The following is a 17,724-nucleotide window of genomic DNA, read 5'->3' as shown; positions in this document are numbered from 1 at the left end:
GCCATCTCATCAGCAAGGAGCATCACCATGTTAGTCCCCCAGTTCACCATCCTCTACGTTACCAATCCGACCCGCAGCGCGCTCTTCTACCGCGAGCTGTTCGGTCGCCAGCCGGTGGAGGAGTCACCTACCTTTGCCATGTTCGTTTTCGAATCGGGCGCCAGACTGGCACTCTGGTCCAGCGCCATAGTTGAACCTGCCGTGACCCAAACGGCCGGAGCGATGGAGCTGGCCTTCGCCCTCCCGGATGATGATGCCGTCGATCGCCTGTCTGCCGAGTGGCTGGCGCGCGGGCTCACCCTGATCCAGGCGCCGACCAAGATGGAGTTTGGCTACACCTGCATGGCCCTCGATCCGGATGGCCATCGTCTGCGCCTCTACTGCCCGGCACCTGAGCTGAGGTAATCCGGTTCAATGTTCCACGTGGAACGTGCCCGTCCCATCGGCTGTGTTATCATCTGCGCGCATCATTTTATGGATAAACAATGACCACTCGACATAATCCACTCAAACTGTATCAGCCAGAGAACTGCGCAGCCGATGAACTGAGCGAGAAGCAGTTGGCTCTTTTTGCCCTGCTGCAACTGCGTGAGCAGGAGTTTGGCTTCAACCCCAACGTCATCGTCCACTACCCGGAAGCCAGCTTTCTCGGTACTCCGCTCGATTATCTGGATCAGCTGATCGATGAACAACGGCAGCAGGGCCACCTCATCAATGAGGTGGTGATACTCACCACGTATCAGGAGCTCTATTCCCCTCTCACTCAAAGCGGTTATCTGCACGAAGCCGTTCATATGCCCGCAGGCCCGGATCACACGGCAATCTTCAGATTGGATTATGGTGCTAATCCGGCAGGCAAAACCCTCTATATCGAGGCCGTCAATGAGCAGGACCCCAAGATCTGGCCGACCTTTGTGTTGATGTTGCGCGATGAGCATGGTGAGCTGCAGGGCGGCATGTCCGGATCAATCTGGACTCAGGATAAGCGGCGTTACGCCTATATTGGCACTGTGGTGGTGCAACCTGGGCAACCCGCAAGAACCGGCACCCTGCTCGCCAATACCGTGCTGGAGTACCTGACGCAGCAAGGGGTTTACGAGGTCAATCTCGGCACCCAGACCGCCGAGTCTTTCTATGTCAAGCTGGGGTTCAGGGTCATCCACCACATAGTGCCAGCGTTGCGTCATCGCACGGCTAGCGATGGTGCTGTGCTACCCCACAACCTGGTTATCATGAGCAAAATGCTCTGATAAAGCAGACTACAAATGTAAAAAAGCCGCTCTTGTGAGCGGCTTTTTATTGCAATCAGCGAGTCTGATTAGACGTCGAGGTTGGCTACGCGCAGAGCGTTGGTCTCGATAAAGTCACGACGGGGCTCAACGGCATCACCCATCAGGGTGGAGAAGAGCTGGTCAGCACCGACGGCGTCGTCGATGGTGACGCGCAGCATGCGGCGGGCTTCCGGATCCATGGTGGTTTCCCACAGCTGGTCAGGGTTCATCTCACCCAGCCCTTTATAGCGCTGGATGTAGATTCCGCGTTTGCCTTCGCCCATCAGCCACTCGACGGCTTCCACGAAGTTGGCAACCGGTTTGACCTTCTCGCCACGCTTGATGAAACCACCTTCCTCAATCAGGTTGGCGATCTCCTTGCCCAGCGAAACCAGCTGACGGTACTCACCGGACTGCAGGAAGTCGTAGCTGAGCGGATATTCGCGGTCGACACCGTGCTGACGTACTACGGCATGCGGCACGTACAGGCTGCGCTCTTCGTCACGACGAACCTGGATCTGGTACTGGATACCGTGGTTGCTCTCGTTGAGCACGGCTTCCATACCCTGACACCAGGCCAGCAGATCGCTCTCGCTGTTCAGCAGCACTTCGTTCAACTCCGGCTGATAGATCAGCTGGGTCAGCACCGCTTCCGGCGCACGACGAGACATGCGGGTGATCAGGTGAGTCACCGAGCGGTGCTGGTTGACCAGGCGCTCCAGTGCCTCGCCACCGATAGCCGGGGCAGACTCGTTAACGTGCAGGGTGGCACCATCCAGCGCCATGGCGGTCTGGTACTGCAGCAGCGCGTCTTCGTCTTTCAGGTACTGCTCCTGCTTGCCCTTCTTCACTTTATAGAGCGGCGGCTGGGCGATGTAGACGTAGCCACGTTCGATGATTTCCGGCATCTGACGATAGAAGAAGGTCAGCAGCAGAGTTCGGATGTGCGCACCATCGACGTCCGCATCGGTCATGATGATGATGTTGTGATAACGCAGCTTGTCCGGGTTGTACTCGTCGCGACCGATACCGCAGCCCAGTGCGGTGATCAGGGTGCCCACCTCTTGCGAGGAGATCATCTTGTCGAAACGGGCCTTCTCTACGTTCAGGATCTTGCCCTTGAGCGGCAGGATGGCCTGGTTCTTACGGTTGCGACCCTGCTTGGCGGAACCGCCAGCAGAGTCCCCTTCCACTATGTAGAGTTCGGAGAGAGCCGGGTCTTTTTCCTGACAGTCAGCCAGCTTGCCGGGCAGACCGGCGATATCCAGCGCGCCTTTGCGGCGGGTCAGTTCGCGAGCCTTGCGGGCCGCTTCACGGGCACGGGCCGCATCGATGATCTTGTTGACGACGATCTTGGCATCGCCCGGATTTTCCAGCAGGAAGTCGGCCAGCTTCTCACCCATCGCCTGTTCAACGGCGGTCTTCACTTCGGAAGAGACCAGCTTGTCTTTGGTCTGGGAGGAGAACTTGGGATCCGGCACCTTGACGGAGATAACGGCTATCAGACCTTCACGCACGTCGTCGCCACTGGCGGCAGACTTGGCCTTCTTGCTGTAGTCCTCTTTGTCCATATAGGAGTTCAGAGTACGGGTCAGCGCGGTACGGAAGCCAACGAGGTGAGTACCACCATCCCGCTGCGGGATGTTGTTGGTGAAGCAGTAGACCCCTTCCTGATAGGCGTCGTTCCACTGCATCGCCACTTCAACGCCGATACCATCCTGCTCGGTGGTGAAATGGAACACCTTCGGGTGGATCGGGGTCTTGTTCTGGTTCAGGTATTCAACGAATGCCTTGATGCCACCCTCGTAGCAGAAATGCGCCTCGCGGCCATCACGCTCATCTTGCAGACGGATGGAGACACCGGAGTTGAGGAAGGAGAGCTCGCGCAGGCGCTTGGCCAGGATCTCGTAGTGGAACAGGGTATCGCTGAAAATGGCTGGGCTCGGCCAGAAGCGAACTTCGGTACCGGTGCCGGTGCTGTCGCCAATCTGCTTGAGCGGCGCCTGTGGCTCACCCAGATGATAGGTCTGCTCGTAGACGTGACCGTTACGACGAATGGTCAGCAACAGCTTGTCAGAGAGGGCGTTAACGACCGAGACACCCACGCCGTGCAGACCACCGGAAACCTTGTAGGAGTTGTCATCAAACTTACCGCCTGCGTGCAGCACGGTCATGATGACCTCTGCGGCGGAGCGGCCCTCCTCCTCGTGCATGTCTACCGGGATACCCCGGCCATTGTCACGCACAGAGACAGAACCGTCGGAATGGATCTTGACCAGAATATCGGAGCAGTAGCCAGCGAGCGCCTCGTCAATGGAGTTATCGACGACCTCGAACACCATGTGGTGCAGACCCGAGCCATCATCCGTATCGCCGATATACATCCCCGGGCGCTTGCGGACCGCATCCAGGCCCTTCAGCACCTTGATATTCGAGGAGTCGTAAGTATTTTCACTCATAGCTTACTCTCTGCCTTCTCTAACGTTTCGGAGATTTTACCCTGTTCCACGTGGAACAACTTGCAGTCATTCGCATCCATCATGTCTGCGAGCTGACCGGTGTCGATGGCGGTGATAAACACCTGGGACGCACACTGCTTCAGCCTTGCGGCCAGCAAGCGGCGCTTGTCGACATCCAGTTCAGAGGCAAAATCGTCAATTAAAAAAATACAGCCACGGCTGCTATGTTGATTCAAATAGAGCCCTTGGGCCAGTCGCATGGCGCAGACCAGCAACTTCAGCTGACCCCGGGACAAAATATCCTGAGCGGGTACCCCGTTCGCCTTGAGGCGAACATCGGCTTTCTGTGGACCGACACCGGTATAGCCCAGCGCCCGATCCCGCTCAAACCCCGCCTCCAGCAGATCGCCGAGGGGAGTATCTTTCTCCCAGCCCCGGTAAAAGCCGAGACTGATATCGAATTCCGGCAGAAAATCCGCCGTCATCTCCTTGATCAGGGGCGTAATGGCCTGACAATAACTGGCGCGAAACTCGGCCAGCTCACCCCCGAGCCGCACCAGCTCCTGATCCCAGAACGCCAGCTGGCGGTACTGGGTGCTCTGGCGCAGCAGCGCATTGCGCTGTTTCAGCAGCCGCCGCACTCGCCCCCACAGGGCAAAGAAGGTCGGCTCCTGATGGAAGACACCCCAATCGAGCCAGGCGCGGCGAGCCTGAGGCCCGCCCGTCAGCAAGTTGAAACCATCGGGATGGATCAACTGCACCGGCAACAGCTCCGCCAAATCGGCAAGCCGCTGGGCCTGTGCCCCGGCAATCTTGAGCTGGGTCTCGCCACTCTTGTCTTTGGCAAGACCGATCGGTACCTGACGCCCCTCCAGCTCGCACTGGGCAAACAGGGTAAAGGCCCTCTCCCCCTGGCGGATGACCCGCCCGGTCAAATGAGTGCGAAAGGAGCGCCCCAGACCAAGGTAGTGAATGGCTTCCAGCACGCTGGTCTTGCCGCTGCCATTGCACCCGACCAGAATGTTGAGGCCGGGCGACAGCTTGAGACTGGCTTGCTGGATATTGCGAAAGTCGCTGAGCTGGAGTTTGACCAGGGACACGACTAGATCCGCATCGGCATCACCACGTACTGAGCATCCTGATGTTCAAAATCCTCAATAATGGCACTGCTGATGGAATCGCTCAGGCTAATCCGAATTTGGTCACATTTTAACGTATTCAGCACGTCGAGCACATAAGAGACGTTAAAGCCGATCTCCATCTCGCCAGCGGCATATTGTACGTCAAGCAGCTCTTCGGCTTCTTCCTGTTCCGGGTTGTTGGCGGTGATGCGCAGCAGGTTTTCCTGCAGATTGAGACGCACCCCACGGAATTTCTCGTTGGAGAGGATGGCGGCGCGGGCAAACGCCTGACGCAGATCCTCACGACCGGCGATCAGGGCCTTGTCGCTGTTGCGCGGAATGACGCGGCGCCAATCCGGGAAGCGGCCATCCACCAGCTTGGAGGTGAAGATGAAGCCGTCCAGCGCAGCACGCAGGTTGCTGCGGCCGATCTGCAGCCGCACCGGCTTGTCTTCTGCTTCCAGCAGACGCACCAGCTCCAGTACCCCTTTGCGCGGCAGGATAACCTGATGATCGGGCAGCGATTCCCCAACTACCTCACGGCGGCAGGTAGCCAGACGGTGGCCGTCGGTCGCCACGGTGCGCAGACCGTGACCTTCGCTCTCGAACAGCATGCCGTTCAGGTAGTAACGCACGTCCTGGCTGGCCATGGAGAACTGGGTCGCATCGATCAGCTTCTTCAGCTCCAGCTGGCTGATATCGAACTCGAGCACGGATTCCCAATCCTCGATATTCGGATACTCGGTGGCCGGCAGGGTCGAGAGGTTGAAGCGGGAGCGACCGGAGCGGATGATCAGGCGCTCGCCTTCGGTATTGAGACGGATCTCGGCGCCTTCCGGCAGACCACGGCAGATATCCAGCAGCTTGCGCGCCGGTACTGTGGTGCGGCCATCTTCGCTGGCCCCGTTCAGATAGACCTGACCGATCATCTCTACTTCGAGATCGGTACCGGTCAGTGACAGCAGACCGTTGCTGACATCAAGCAGCACGTTGCCGAGGATCGGCAGGGTCGGTCGGCCGCCGAGGGCGCCGGACACCAGTTGCAGAGGACGTAACAGGGCCTCACGGCTAATTTCGAGCTGCATCTGTGCTCTCCGTTGTGATTAGGAGGAAAAGATTCGGATCAGGTTGGAATATTCGCGCTGCATCTGTCCACTCGATTCCGTTATCAGGAAGAAAGGGTACGGATCAGGTTGGAATAATCCTCCTTGATGTCGTGACTCTCCTCCTTCAGCTGCTCGATCTTGCGGCAGGCATGAAGAACGGTAGTGTGGTCACGGCCACCAAAGGCATCACCTATCTCCGGCAAACTGTGGTTGGTCAGCTCCTTGGCCAGTGCCATCGCCAGCTGGCGCGGACGGGCAACGGAGCGGGAACGACGCTTGGAGAGCAGATCCGCCAGCTTGATCTTGTAGTACTCCGCCACCGTCTTCTGGATATTGTCGATGGTGACCAGCTTCTCCTGCAGTGCCAACAGGTCGCGCAGCGCTTCGCGCACGAAATCGATGTTGATGGCACGGCCGGTGAAGTTGGCGTTGGCGATCACCCGGTTGAGGGCGCCTTCCAGTTCACGGACGTTGGATCGCAGACGTTTGGCAATGAAGAAGGCCACTTCGTCCGGCAGATGGATCTGGTTCTCGTCTGCCTTGCGCATCAGGATCGCGACACGGGTCTCCAGCTCCGGCGGCTCGATCGCCACGGTCAGGCCCCAGCCGAAGCGGGACTTGAGGCGATCCTCGACACCGTTGATCTCCTTCGGATAGCGATCCGAGGTGAGGATGATCTGCTGGTTACCTTCCAGCAAGGCATTGAAGGTATGGAAGAACTCCTCCTGGGAGCGCTCCTTGTTGGCGAAGAACTGGATGTCATCGATGAGCAGGGCATCGACGCTGCGGTAGTAACGCTTGAACTCTTCAATGGCGTTATTTTGCAGCGCTTTCACCATGTCCTGAACAAACCGCTCGGAGTGCATATAGATGACTTTGGCATCTTTTTTACTCTCCTTGATGGCATTGCCAACGGCGTGCAGCAGGTGGGTTTTACCCAGGCCGGTGCCGCCATAGAGGAACAGCGGGTTGTAAGCACCACCCGGATTGTCCGCTACCTGACGGGCAGCCGCACGCGCCAACTGGTTGGACTTACCCTCGACGAAATTCTCGAAGGTATAGTTCACGTTGGTGTTGCTCTTGTGGTTCGGCTCGGGCTTGGCTTCAGCCTTGCTTTCCCAGCTCTTCTGCAAGTTATTCACAGGCGCGGCACCCTGTACCGGCGCTCTGGCGACAGTAACAGGATGGGGACGATTGCCTATATCAAAACGCAGGGCGGGGCCGTCGACCCCGCAGAGTTCGTTGATGATGCCGTTAACCCGGATGAGATACTTGTCTCGTACCCAGTCCAGAACAAAGCGATTCGGTGCATACAGGGTCAGAGTATTGTCACTCAACTCCGCTTGAAGCGGCCGGATCCACATGCTGAATTCTGCCGAGGGCAACTCATCTTGCAGCCGGTTAAGGCACTGCTGCCATAGCGAAGCAGTCACTCTAAACTCCTGTCGATTGATTAACTAAAGACCGGCTATTCTACGTTTTTAGCCGCCGGATCTCCAGCCATCGCCCGGTGGATCCAGCAAATAAGATCCTTGACTTTCAAGGATCCAGCGCCTTTGGATCGGATTTCATCCCCAAAGTTACCCACAGCTTGATCCACCGTCCGGATTGGTCGATCCCGTGCTTCTCTCCTGTTATTTCATATAACCAAATGTCATTTATTTTTTAAATTTTATTCCAATAACATCAGGGCCAAACCAGTTATTACAACTACAAATACAAGACATTGAGAGAGAGAAACACCATGAAAACATCCATCAAACTGATTTCCGGCGCAGCCATGCTGCTCGCCACCCTGTCCGGTCAGGCCATCGCCCAGGAGACCATCAAGGTCGGCATGTCAGGCAAATATTTCCCGTTCACCTTCGTCAAGCAGGACAAGCTGCAAGGGTTTGAAGTGGATATGTGGAACCAGATCGGCGAGCGCACCGGCTACAAGGTCGAATTCGTGACCGCCAGCTTCTCCGGCCTGTTCGGCATGCTGGAAACCGGCCGCATCGACACCATCTCCAACCAGATCACCATCACCGACGAGCGCAAGGCGAAGTACGACTTCTCCCAGCCTTACGTCTATGACGGCGCCCAAATCGTGGTACGCAAGGGCAACAGCACCATCCACGGTATCAAGGATCTGGAAGGCAAGAAGGTGGCCGTGAACCTGGGTTCCAACTTCGAAGAGCTGCTGCGCAAGAACGACCCGAACAAGAAGATCGATATCCGCACCTATGACTCCGCCTTCGAGCAGGATGTCGCCCTGGGTCGCATCGACGCCTTCGTGATGGACCGAGTCTCCACCGCACAGCTGATCAAAGAGTCCAAGCTGCCGCTGCAACAGGCTGGCGCACCGTTCGAGACTATCGAGAACGCCCTGCCCTTCCTGAAGACCCCGGAGAAACAGGCGCTGCTGAAGAAGGTCGACGAGGCCCTGACCGCCATGCGCAAGGATGGCTCCCTGCGTCAGATCTCCGAGAAATGGTTCGCTTCCGACATCACCGACAAATAAATGATGGAATTTGACCTCGAATACACGCTGGGGCTGTTTCCCATCCTGCTCAAATATCTGGGCACCACGATGGAAATGGCCCTGTGGGGATTCGTGCTGGCACTCGTACTCTCGCTGGCCCTGGCGATAGTACGGGTGTTTCGCGTCCCTGCGATTCACTGGCTGGCGATGCTCTATATCTCGTTCTTTCGGGGTACACCGCTACTCGTTCAGCTGTTCCTGCTCTACTACGGACTGCCGCAACTGTTCCCGATCTTCGTGGGGATGGATGCCTTTACCGCCGCCATCGTCGGTCTGACCCTGCACTTCGCCGCCTACATGGCCGAGTCGATCCGCGCAGCCATCCTCGGCATTCACAAAAGCCAGATGGAAGCGGCGCTCAGTATCGGCATGAGCCGTTATCAGGCGATGCAGCGGATCATCCTGCCGCAGGCGGCACGTATCGCCACCCCGTCGCTGATGAACTACTTCATCGACATGATCAAAAGCACCTCGCTGGCCTTCACCCTGGGGGTGGCCGAGATCATGGGCAAGGCGCAGATGGAAGCCTCCTCCTCCTTCAAGTTCTTCGAGAGCTTTATGGCGGTGGCGCTGATCTACTGGGTGGTGGTGATCTTCTTTACCCGCTTGCAGCATCTGCTGGAAGTCCGTCTCAACCGTGCCTATTAAAGGAGGGCTCTCATGATCAAGCTAACCGGCCTCTCCAAGGCATATCACGGCAATCAGGTGCTCAACGGTATCGATCTGGAGGTCAAAAAGGGGGAAATTGTCGTCATCATAGGCCCCTCAGGTACCGGCAAGTCGACCCTGTTGCGCTGCCTGAACCTGCTGGAGACCCCGGATGCGGGCACCCTTGCCATCGACGATCTTGAGCTGAATCTGGCCAAGGCCAGCGAACAGCAGGCGATCGAGCTGCGCAAACGGGCCTCCTTCGTGTTCCAGAACTACGCCCTGTTTGCCAACAAGACGGCGCTCGACAACATCGCCGAAGGGCTGATCACCGTCTGGAAGCAGCCAAAAGCGGAGGCCCGCGCCACAGCGCTCGGCATCCTCAAGGACATTGGTCTCGCCGACAAGCAGGATGCCTATCCGGCCTCCCTCTCCGGCGGCCAGCAGCAGCGGGTCGGCATTGGCCGCGCCATGGCGGCCCACTCCAAGGTGATCCTGTTTGACGAGCCCACCTCGGCCCTCGATCCCGAGTGGGTCGACGAGGTTTTGGGACTGATGAAAGAGTTGGCCCGCCAGCACCAGACCATGGTGGTGGTGACCCATGAGATTGAATTTGCTCGTGATGTTGCCGATCGGGTGATCTTCATGGAAGGTGGGCGGATCGTCGAGCAGGGCCCGCCGGATCAGATATTGGTCGATCCCAAGGATCCCCGTACCCGGGAGTTCTTGCGGAAAGTCCTTAAATAGCTCTCTCTTTGGCGGCCTGGCCGCCTTTTTTATTGAGGGATCCCTTGTTTAACCCCGGGTTGCCAGTATAATCCGGAGCCCTTGATCCTCTGGATCCTCACGCTCAGCAGCGGCCTTTTCAAGACCACGGCAGGATGAGAGGGAACGGCGGATTGACTAAAAGCCGAACTCTGTTTAGAATTCGGCCTCTTTTGCTAGTCGTCACACGCTATAGCTGGCGCGTCGGCTAAGTGTGACAATCAAAACTGTACAGAAATACGGAATCGAATCATGAAACGTACTTTTCAACCGTCCAACCTGAAGCGCAAGCGCTCTCACGGTTTCCGCGCCCGCATGGCAACTGCCAACGGTCGTAAAGTTCTGGCCGCTCGTCGTGCCAAGGGTCGTGCCCGTCTGGTAGTTTAATGCCTACCCAGCACACCTTCTCTCGGGAGTTACGTCTGTTAACTCCCGAACACTTCAAACGCGTTTTCGCCGAGCCTGTCCGGGCTGCTTCCCCGCAAATTACGCTTCTCGCCTGCCCCAATTCACTCGAACACTCTCGTCTTGGTCTCGCTGTGCCCAAAAAAGCACTCAAGCGTGCCGTCTGGCGTAACCGTGTCAAACGGGTGGTCCGGGAAAGTTTCCGCCTCAAACAACATCAGCTGCCCGCTATCGACATCGTGGTGATCGCCAAAGCCGGTGTGAAAGAGATGGATAACGAGGAACTGTTCAAGTTACTGGAAAAGCTATGGCGCACTCTGTCACGCCGTTGCAATGGGTAGCTATCAAACTGATACGCCTGTATCAGCTAATCATTAGCCCTCTGCTCGGGCCGCGCTGCCGTTTTACTCCAACTTGTTCCCAATTTGCGATAGAAGCCATCCGACTTCACGGTTTCATAAAAGGCGTTTGGTTAGCTAGCAAACGTCTATTAAAATGCCATCCCTTATCCGAGGGTGGTTATGACCCGGTTCCGCAACCAAAGCGAAGAAACTGAAGACTATGGAATCACAACGCAATCTACTCCTGATCGGTTTGCTGTTCGTGAGCTTTCTGCTCTGGCAACAGTGGGAGTCCGACAAGGCTCCGAAGCCGGCCCCGACTACCGTGGCCCAAACCGAACATTTCGTACCTGAAGCCGGTCAGACCGGTGATATTCCTCAGGTTTCCGAGCAAGCCAACGCGACTGCCGCACGCAAGCTGATCACCGTCTCCTCTGACGTGCTCAAGCTGACCCTGGATACCCAGGGTGGTGACGTCGTGTCTGCCGAACTGCTGTCTCACAAACTGGAAGAGGGCAAGGACCAACCGTTCGTGCTGCTGACCAGCCAGCCTGAGCACCTCTATATCGCCCAGAGCGGTCTGGTGGGTCGCAACGGTCCGGACAGTCAGGCCGAAGGTCGTCCTACCTATGAAGCCGCCCAGACCAGCTATCAGCTGGCCGATGGTCAGGATCAAGTCGTCGTTCCGATGACCTGGACCGACAGCAAAGGCGTGGTCTTCACCAAGGAGTTCATCCTCAAGCGTGGCGACTATGCCGTTGGCGTTGATTACAAGATCGACAACAAATCTGCCGAGCCGGTTCAGGTGCAGTTCTATGGTCAGCTGAAGCAGACCGTAGCCACACCGAAGGATCAGGAAGGTCATGCCATGGTAGCCAGCGCTTACCGTGGTGGTGCCTTCTCCACTGAAGATACCCGCTACAAGAAGTACACCTTCGACGAGATGAAGGATGCCGACCTGAACAAGACCACCAAGGGTGGTTGGGTCGCCATGCTGCAACACTACTTCGTCTCTGCCTGGGCACCAAATGCCGACGATACCAACAGCTTCTACAGCCGTGTGATCCCTGGTAAAGGCCAGGCCATCATCGGTTACAAGGCGCCGCTGGTTGACGTGGCTGCCGGCCAACAGGCTGAAGTGACCAGCAAGCTGTGGGTTGGTCCCAAGCTGCAAGACCAGATGGCCAAGGTGGCTAACCACCTCGACCTGACCGTCGACTACGGCTGGCTGTGGTTCATCGCCCAACCGCTGCACTGGCTGCTGACCGTGTTCCACGGTTTCGTCCAGAACTGGGGTCTGGCCATCATCATGCTGACCCTGCTGGTGCGCGGCATCATGTTCCCGCTGACCAAGGCCCAGTACACCTCCATGGCCAAGATGCGCATGCTGCAACCCAAGATTGCGGCCCTGCGCGAGCGCTTCGGCGACGACCGCCAGAAGATGTCTCAGGGCATGATGGAGCTGTACAAGAAGGAGAAGGTCAACCCGCTGGGTGGCTGCCTGCCGATCCTGGTTCAGATGCCGATCTTCATCGCCCTCTACTGGGCACTGATGGAGTCCGTTGAACTGCGTCACGCGCCGTTTGCCCTGTGGATCACTGACCTGTCAGTGAAGGACCCCTTCTTCGTGCTGCCAATCCTCATGGGTGCCTCCATGTGGTATCTGCAGAAGATGAGCCCGACCACCGTAACCGACCCGATGCAGCAGAAAGTGATGCAGTTCATGCCGATCATCTTCACTTTCATGTTCCTCTGGTTCCCGGCTGGCCTGACTCTCTACTGGCTGGTGAGCAACGTAATCTCCATCATCCAGCAGACCATCATCTATCGTCAGCTGGAGAAGAAAGGACTGCATTCACGCAGCTAATCTTCCCGTGATGACAAAAGAGGCGGCCTTCGGGCCGCCTTTTTTATTACAATGTCCCCACTACGTTTTCCTATCAGCGAACAAACGAGCCAAGCAAGATGACAACAGATACGATCGTGGCCCAGGCCACCGCGCCAGGCCGTGGTGGCGTCGGCATAGTCCGAGTCTCCGGCCCCGCCGCCGAACAGGTCGCCGGGATAGTGCTCGGCAAGCTCCCGCGGGTGCGCTACGCCGAATATCTGCCGTTCAAGGATGAGCAAGGCCAGGTACTGGATCAGGGCATCGCCCTGCTGTTCAAAGCTCCCAACAGCTTCACCGGCGAGGATGTGCTGGAGCTGCAGGGCCACGGCGGCCCCGTCATCATGGACATGCTGATCCGCCGCATTCTGAAAATCGATGGCATCCGCCCTGCCCGCCCCGGCGAGTTCAGCGAGCGCGCCTTCATCAACGACAAGCTGGATCTGGCCCAGGCCGAAGCCATCGCCGATCTGATCGAAGCATCCAGCGAGCAGGCCGCCCGCAGCGCCATGCACTCCCTGCAGGGGCAGTTCTCCAGCAAAATTCAGCAACTGGTGGAGAGCCTGATCCGGCTGCGCATCTATGTGGAAGCGGCCATCGACTTCCCGGACGAGGAGATCGACTTCCTCTCCGATGGCAAGGTGGCGGGCGACCTCTACGCCATCATGTCCGAACTGGACGACGTGCGCGGGGAAGCCAAACAGGGCGCCCTGCTGCGGGAAGGGATGAAGGTGGTGATCGCCGGTCGTCCCAACGCCGGCAAATCGAGCCTGCTCAACGCCTTGGCTGGGCGCGAGTCAGCCATCGTCACCGAGATTGCCGGTACCACCCGCGACGTGCTACGCGAACACATCCATCTCGATGGCATGCCGCTGCACATCATCGATACCGCCGGTCTGCGCGACACCCAGGATAAGGTGGAACAGATCGGTATCGAACGCGCCTGGGCCGAGATTGAACAGGCCGATCGGGTGCTGTTTATGGTGGATGGCACCACCACAGACGCGGTCGACCCGCGGGAAATTTGGCCGGAATTTGTTGATCGGTTGCCAAAAAACATCGGCCTCACCGTCATTCGCAACAAGGCCGACCTGACCGGCGAGGATCTGGCACCGAGCCAGGAGCAAGGCCACGCCGTCTACCGCATCTCAGCCAAGACCGAGCTGGGGCTGCCTGCCCTGCGCGAGCACCTGAAAGCCTGCATGGGCTTCCAGGGCAACACCGAAGGGGGCTTTATGGCCCGCCGCCGCCATCTGGATGCGCTGGAGCGTGCCGCCGAGCGCCTGCTGGTGGCCAAGGAGCAGCTGGAAGTGTTCGTGGCCGGCGAGCTGGTGGCTGAAGAGTTGCGCCTGGCGCAGGAGTCCCTCTCCGAGATCACCGGCGAATTCAGCTCAGACGATCTGCTGGGCCGCATCTTCTCCAGCTTCTGCATCGGCAAGTAAGCCGATTCGGCAGACAACAAAAAGCCCGGGTTCATCCCGGGCTTTTTGTTGTGCGTTTTTTGTCCGCAAAACTAGAGGCGACGCAGGCACCACATGAAGTAAGCGCCCCCTAACAAGGTGGAGACCAGCCCGACCGGCACCTCCTGCGGGAAGAGGATCTGCTGACCGACCCAGTCCGCCGAGACCATCAACAGGGCGCCGGAAGCGGCGGCCCCAAGCAGGTGCCAGCGTGCCCGCACCAACCCCATCAGCTTGGCCATATGTGGTGCCAGCAGACCAACGAAGGAAAGCGGCCCCACCACCAGGGTGGCGCTGGCAGTGAGCACGGCCACCAGCAGCAGGATGGCGAGCTGGGCACGGTTGAGGCGAATGCCCAGCGCGGTCGCCACCGCACTCCCCATTGGCAGCAGATCGAGCCAGCGGCTGACAAGCAGGCAGGCGGCCAGCATCAACAGCGCCAGCCCCACCAGCCCATAGGCCACCGGCAGGGTGACGTAGTAGGTGGAACCGGACATCCATGAGAGCAGCTGCTGCACCCGCAGGTCGCCGTTGGCCAGCGCGATGGCCTGCAACGGCTCAAACAACGCTGTGATGGCGATACCTGAGAGCAGGATCCGCTCCGGCTGGAAGCCGTGCTTGCGATTGACCACCACCAGCAGCAAGAGACAAGCGAAGGCCCCGATCAGGCCGCCCAGCAGCATTATGGGCAACGGCAAAGCAGGCAGCAGTAAGGCCGTCGCTATCACCCCCATAAAGGTGCCACCGCTCACCCCCAGCAGCTCTGGGCTCGCCATCGGGTTGTTGCTGACCCGCTGCAACAGGGAGCCCGCCAGCGCTAGCAGCACGCCAGCCGCCCCCGCCGCCAGAGTGCGCGGCAACCGCCACTCCAGCTGGGCCTGCCAGCGGAGCCAGCTTGGCCAGCTCCAGCCCGTCATTCCCTGCCCCAACAGCAGGGTGGCGACCACGGCCAGCAGCAGCCCGACCAGCAACAGGCCGATAAGGCGAGCCGGAGCCGGATGGCGAGCCACCAGCAGGCCGGCGTTTGCCTTAGGCGTACCCGACTTGATACCCAGGCGCGGGATCAGCCAGAGCAGCAGCGGCGCCCCCAGCAGGGCGGTCATGGCGCCGGTGGGGATCAAGACTGGCCAGAAGCGGCTCAGGCTCTGCAGCAACAGATCGGTCGCTGCCAGCAGCAGGGCGCCGAGGATCGGTGCCCACAACAGCCGCTGGCCGAGCTGGCGGATCCCGAGCAGCCGCACCATGGCGGGTGCGGCCAGCCCGATAAAGCCGATCAGCCCCACCACGCTCACCACGCAAGCGGTGACAAACACCGCCAGCCCCAGTCCGGCAAAACGCAGATGCTGCAGGGAGACCCCCAGACTGCGGGCGCTGGCATCATCCAGCTCCAGCACCGCCAGCGGGCGCACCAGTACTGCGGCCAACGCAGCAGCTGCCAGCAGGCGGGGTAACAGGTAACTCACCCCGCTCCAACTGTTCTGCACTAGCGAGCCACTGCCCCACACCAGCAAACCTTTCAGCTCCTCCTGAAAGAACAGCAAGAGTCCCATGCTGATGGCCGCCAGATAGAGGTTGATCACCAGCCCGGCAAAGACGATGACCACCGGATTGAGCTGACGACGCCAGGCCAGGGCAAACACCAGTGCCATCGCGAGGCTGCCACCGGCCATGGCGATCCACTCCCGCCCCAGCAGCAACCAGGAGGGGACAAACAGGGTCACCATCATCAGCGCCAGCTGGGCGCCGGAGGCCACCCCAAGAGTGGTGGGTGACGCGAGCGGGTTGCGCAGCACCTGCTGCATCAGGGTGCCTGTCAGCCCGAGCGCCGCCCCGGCCAGCAGGGTGACAACCAGGCGGGGTAGCCAGCTGAAATGCACCACCGCTTGGCTGACATCATCCAGATTGGGGGCGAAGAGGCTCTGCCACCAGAGCGCACCGGGCAGCTGGCGAGCCAGCTCCCAATACGCGAGCAAGAGGGTCAACCCCAGCAGGATCGAGACCGGCCGCAGCAGCGGCGATGTGAGCAGTCGCTTCATCGGCTAGCCTCCATACGCTCGACATCTTGCAGCAATGCATCGCTGAGCAGACCGGCGAAACGGCGGGCGGCCAATACGCCGCCAAAACTCCAGACCGCAGGCAGATGCAGCACGGGGGCTTGGCGTACCAGCGGCAGATGCTGCCACAGCCCAGGCTCCTGCAGCCGTTCGCTCACCCCTACCGGGATGGGATCGACCACCACCAGCCGCGCGGTTGGCAAGGTCATAAACTGCTCGATGCTGACCACCGAGAAACCCCAATCATTGGTCTGCTCCTGCCAGCCATTACGCAGCCCGAGGCGCGTCATCACCGCATCGAACAGGCTGTGGCGACCAAACACCCGCACATGGCGCTCATCGATAAACTGCACCACCAGCAGGGGCGGCAGATCCGCAGGCAATCCGGCCTGCATACTGGCGAGATCCCGATCGAGCCCGGCCAGCAGCCGTTCGCCCTCGGCGGTTTTGCCCACCATACGGGCGAGGGTCAGGGTCACCTCGTGCAGTCTCTGCCACAGATCGGTTTGCCCATCATAAAGGGCGATGGTGCTCACCGGCGCGATGCGGGAAAGAGTTGGCGCCAGCGGGGCTGCCAGCGGCGAGATGAGGATACGATCGGGTTTGAGCTCCGCCAGCAGCTCACGGTTGGGCTGGGTGCGCAGGCCGATATCCACCACTCCGGCGGGTAGCCGTGGCTCGCCGACCCATGCCTGATAGGGGCCTGCATCCCCCACCGCCAGCGGCGTCACCCCGAGCGCCAGCAGGGTTTCGGCTATGGTCCAGTCGACGGTAGCGATACGGGGTAGCGGCGCAGAGGCGATCGGGGATGTGTCGGCCTGCGCCGCAAGTGGCAGCAGCAGGCTGATAAGGCAGGGTGCCATCTTCTTCAATAAACGGTTCAAGAGAGCCCCCCGGTCAGACGATGGCGATGGGATGAGCATGAGCCGGGTGGCGAATGACCTCCATCGGAATGCCATAGATGGCGTGCAGGGTCTCACTGGTCATGAGCCCCTCAGGTTCGCCGTGGGTAAGCAGGCGGCCGGAGTGGAGCGCCACCAGCCGATCACAGAAGCGGGAGGCCATATTGATGTCGTGAATGACGATGATGACCCCGAGGTTTAGCTGACGGCTCAACTGCTTGACGAGCGTCAGCACCTCCACCTGATGGGCCACATCCAGCGCGGCCAGCGGCTCGTCCAGCAGGATGAAGCGGCTCTCTTGGGCCAGCAGCATCGCCAGCCAGACCCGCCCCCGCTCGCCGCCGGAGAGGGTATCCACCAGCCGATCGGCAAAACGTTCGGTATGAGTCAGAGCGATGGCACGCTCGACCTGACGGTGATCCTCCGCCCCCATCCGGCCCAACAGGCCGCGCCAAGGATAGCGGCCCATCTCCACCAGCTCCCGCCCGAGCAGATTCTCGGCGCTCGGCAGATGCTGGGGCAGATAGGCCACCTGACGGGCAAACTCCCGATTGCCCCAGTCGGGCAGCGGCTTGCCATCGAACAGGATCTCGCCGTCGCTGAGGGGTTGCTGGCGTGCCAGCAGCTTGAGCAGGGTCGATTTGCCCGACCCATTGTGGCCGATGAGGCCATAGACCTGTCCCTGCTCGAAACGCAGGTCGGTGGGGTGCAGCAGCGTGCGGTCATTGACCGTGAAGCTGGCTGATTTCATCTCGAACATAAGCAATTCCTGTGCTGGCTTGC

17 protein-coding genes are annotated in these 17,724 nt (G+C 59.5%); 10 read left to right on the top strand and 7 right to left on the bottom strand.

The features are described 5' to 3' along the window. The first annotated feature begins 27 nt into the window (after positions 1-27). Both AB5Y99_RS16125 and AB5Y99_RS16120 read left to right on the top strand, forming a co-directional pair. Complete coding sequence (locus AB5Y99_RS16125) at positions 28-405, top strand: VOC family protein (RefSeq protein WP_368210137.1); 378 nt, start codon at positions 28-30, stop codon at positions 403-405. An 80-nt stretch (positions 406-485) separates the two neighbouring features. Next, positions 486-1,250 carry a GNAT family N-acetyltransferase gene (locus tag AB5Y99_RS16120; protein ID WP_368210135.1) on the top strand — a complete coding sequence of 255 codons (765 nt, stop codon included), beginning with the start codon at positions 486-488 and terminating at the stop codon, positions 1,248-1,250. Positions 1,251-1,318: 68 nt separating this feature from the next. Here AB5Y99_RS16120 and gyrB read toward each other — a convergent pair whose 3' ends face one another. The 4 genes from gyrB to dnaA all read right to left on the bottom strand — a co-directional run bounded on the left by gyrB (position 1,319) and on the right by dnaA (position 7,390). Then, entirely contained in the window at positions 1,319-3,730 is a 2,412-nt protein-coding gene (gyrB, locus tag AB5Y99_RS16115; protein ID WP_201906545.1) for a DNA topoisomerase (ATP-hydrolyzing) subunit B, read from the bottom strand. Further along, positions 3,727-4,830, bottom strand: a complete 1,104-nt coding sequence (gene recF / locus AB5Y99_RS16110) for a DNA replication/repair protein RecF (RefSeq protein WP_005339305.1) — start codon at positions 4,828-4,830, stop codon at positions 3,727-3,729. The genes gyrB and recF overlap by 4 nt, the downstream gene beginning before the upstream one ends. Positions 4,831-4,832: 2 nt before the next feature. Further along, the gene (gene dnaN, locus AB5Y99_RS16105) at positions 4,833-5,936 is read right to left on the bottom strand and encodes a DNA polymerase III subunit beta (protein WP_005339306.1); all 1,104 of its coding nucleotides are present in this window, start codon (positions 5,934-5,936) and stop codon (positions 4,833-4,835) included. Between the two features lie 83 nt (positions 5,937-6,019). Then, positions 6,020-7,390: a chromosomal replication initiator protein DnaA gene (gene dnaA / locus AB5Y99_RS16100; RefSeq protein ID WP_257691520.1), complete on the bottom strand. Its 1,371-nt coding sequence runs from the start codon at positions 7,388-7,390 to the stop codon at positions 6,020-6,022. Positions 7,391-7,701: 311 nt separating this feature from the next. Between dnaA and AB5Y99_RS16095 the strand changes: the two genes are divergently transcribed. From AB5Y99_RS16095 to mnmE, 8 genes are all read left to right on the top strand, one after another. Beyond that, positions 7,702-8,460, top strand: a complete 759-nt coding sequence (locus tag AB5Y99_RS16095) for an amino acid ABC transporter substrate-binding protein (RefSeq protein WP_021230442.1) — start codon at positions 7,702-7,704, stop codon at positions 8,458-8,460. Continuing rightward, the gene (locus AB5Y99_RS16090) at positions 8,461-9,129 is read left to right on the top strand and encodes an amino acid ABC transporter permease (RefSeq protein WP_019445518.1); all 669 of its coding nucleotides are present in this window, start codon (positions 8,461-8,463) and stop codon (positions 9,127-9,129) included. Between the two features lie 12 nt (positions 9,130-9,141). Beyond that, positions 9,142-9,876, top strand: coding sequence for an amino acid ABC transporter ATP-binding protein (locus AB5Y99_RS16085; RefSeq protein ID WP_005339311.1), 735 nt, complete (start codon positions 9,142-9,144; stop codon positions 9,874-9,876). A gap of 270 nt (positions 9,877-10,146) precedes the next feature. Beyond that, on the top strand, positions 10,147-10,281 hold the full coding sequence (gene rpmH / locus AB5Y99_RS16080; protein WP_005307156.1) for a 50S ribosomal protein L34: 135 nt from the start codon (positions 10,147-10,149) through the stop codon (positions 10,279-10,281). Continuing rightward, on the top strand, positions 10,281-10,640 hold the full coding sequence (rnpA, locus tag AB5Y99_RS16075) for a ribonuclease P protein component (RefSeq protein ID WP_005339313.1): 360 nt from the start codon (positions 10,281-10,283) through the stop codon (positions 10,638-10,640). Before rpmH ends, rnpA begins: the two co-directional genes overlap by 1 nt. Then, positions 10,607-10,855, top strand: coding sequence for a membrane protein insertion efficiency factor YidD (gene yidD, locus AB5Y99_RS16070; protein ID WP_010672280.1), 249 nt, complete (start codon positions 10,607-10,609; stop codon positions 10,853-10,855). The genes rnpA and yidD overlap by 34 nt, the downstream gene beginning before the upstream one ends. A gap of 5 nt (positions 10,856-10,860) precedes the next feature. Further along, positions 10,861-12,507, top strand: coding sequence for a membrane protein insertase YidC (gene yidC, locus AB5Y99_RS16065; RefSeq protein ID WP_111900872.1), 1,647 nt, complete (start codon positions 10,861-10,863; stop codon positions 12,505-12,507). Between the two features lie 98 nt (positions 12,508-12,605). Continuing rightward, positions 12,606-13,967 carry a tRNA uridine-5-carboxymethylaminomethyl(34) synthesis GTPase MnmE gene (mnmE, locus tag AB5Y99_RS16060; RefSeq protein WP_019445516.1) on the top strand — a complete coding sequence of 454 codons (1,362 nt, stop codon included), beginning with the start codon at positions 12,606-12,608 and terminating at the stop codon, positions 13,965-13,967. Between the two features lie 71 nt (positions 13,968-14,038). On the opposite strand, the gene fhuB is transcribed toward mnmE, so the two are convergent. Genes fhuB through AB5Y99_RS16045 form a run of 3 tightly spaced genes read right to left on the bottom strand, consistent with a single transcriptional unit; the run spans position 14,039 to position 17,701 of the window. Beyond that, positions 14,039-16,021: a Fe(3+)-hydroxamate ABC transporter permease FhuB gene (fhuB, locus tag AB5Y99_RS16055; RefSeq protein ID WP_368210133.1), complete on the bottom strand. Its 1,983-nt coding sequence runs from the start codon at positions 16,019-16,021 to the stop codon at positions 14,039-14,041. Continuing rightward, a complete protein-coding gene (locus AB5Y99_RS16050; RefSeq protein ID WP_368210172.1) occupies positions 16,018-16,902 on the bottom strand; it encodes an ABC transporter substrate-binding protein in 885 nt (294 codons plus the stop codon). The genes fhuB and AB5Y99_RS16050 overlap by 4 nt, the downstream gene beginning before the upstream one ends. Positions 16,903-16,936: 34 nt before the next feature. Further along, positions 16,937-17,701 (bottom strand): ATP-binding cassette domain-containing protein, encoded by a 765-nt coding sequence (locus AB5Y99_RS16045; RefSeq protein ID WP_113740549.1) that lies wholly within the window; start codon positions 17,699-17,701, stop codon positions 16,937-16,939. Positions 17,702-17,724: the final 23 nt, after the last annotated feature.

It is taken from the genome of Aeromonas sp. R4-2 (genome assembly GCF_040908295.1).
In the GTDB taxonomy this organism is placed as follows: Bacteria; Pseudomonadota; Gammaproteobacteria; order Enterobacterales; family Aeromonadaceae; genus Aeromonas; species Aeromonas veronii.
The sequence above is the reverse complement of the archived record's forward strand: the minus strand, read 5'-3'. Positions and strand labels throughout refer to the sequence as shown.